This is a genomic window from Paenibacillus sp. P4_E11 (genome assembly GCF_056401635.1).
This window is the reverse complement of sequence record NZ_JBFUIX010000542.1, coordinates 1-1,089: the sequence shown is the minus strand read 5'-3', so window position 1 is coordinate 1,089 and position 1,089 is coordinate 1. Positions and strand designations below refer to the sequence as shown.

The 1,089-nt window shown below is 38.7% G+C and carries 2 protein-coding genes and 1 pseudogene; all 3 read left to right on the top strand.

Going from position 1 to position 1,089, the window contains the following annotated elements; all coding sequences use genetic code 11:
- Window positions 1-150, top strand: a pseudogene (locus AC1DWB_RS35880) (D-Ala-D-Ala carboxypeptidase VanY); the annotation flags it as partial.
- Between the two features lie 24 nt (window positions 151-174).
- Window positions 175-696: a VanZ family protein gene (locus AC1DWB_RS35875; protein WP_477545829.1), complete on the top strand. Its 522-nt coding sequence runs from the start codon at window positions 175-177 to the stop codon at window positions 694-696.
- A gap of 41 nt (window positions 697-737) precedes the next feature.
- The coding region (locus AC1DWB_RS35870) for a response regulator transcription factor (protein WP_477545828.1) at window positions 738-1,089 on the top strand (352 nt) is incomplete at its 3' end.

Here is a 1,089-nt window from a genome sequence, read left to right as displayed (position 1 = left end):
ATTGTGACTACTGTAGATCATCAAACCTATAAAATCTCTTACTATCCTGTCACCAAAAACACAACTATCCCTGTACCAGTCAATGGTCGCTATGAGATATCAGGCAACAATATGGACGGTGTCATTGTGACTGTATATCAGGGCTCATGAGTCTCAAGAAGGTGAGGATGACGTATGAAACCTAAGAAAATGTTGAATAATATTAAAATTCAACTACTGTTTACACTATATGTGTATGTGTTATTCAAGATTATTCTATTTAAGTTCGGCTCCATCGACATGACATTTCTCTGGAATCAGCTTAAGTTGAGTCTGGGGAACCCTGATAATATCAGATGGCAATTTCAAAAAGGTAATCTAGTTCCCTTTAAAGAAATATCCAGAACGATTCATGGTATATCTAGTCATGGTCTAATCAACCTGGTTGGGAATTTTGCGATATTCATGCCGTTCGGTGTTTTTCTTGGTTTTATGTTAAGAAACAAAAAAATATCTTTTATAGGCGCGTTCACACTTTCGTTAGGTTTAAGTCTAATCTTGGAAAGCGCACAGGTCTTATTCTCTATTGGAAGTTTTGATGTCGATGATCTCATACTAAATTCTAGCGGCGGCTTGATTGGTTTTATTATTTTCAAATTAATCGCTAAGTTAGTACCTGCATCAAGTGTTATCCAAGCAAGAGGTAGGCCCATCTGATACAATTAAAGCAATACTAACGCAATACAGGGGTGGAACGAATGAAGTCGATCACAATTTTGATAGCGGATGATGAGGCAGAGATTGCCGATCTGATTGAGCTGCATTTAGAAAAAGAAGGTTACATCTGTATTAAAGTAGCAGATGGGCAGGAAGCTATTTCAGCTGTTCAGACACATTCCATTGATTTGGCGATTTTGGATATTATGATGCCTAAACTGAATGGCTATGAAGCAACAAGGCAAATTCGAGATCGGCATCATCTGCCGATCATTTTTTTAAGCGCTAAAGCGACCGACCTTGATAAGATAACAGGCCTGGTAAGTGGAGCCGATGATTATGTGACCAAACCATTCAACCCGATGGAATTGGTTGCTCGTGTGAATGCACAGC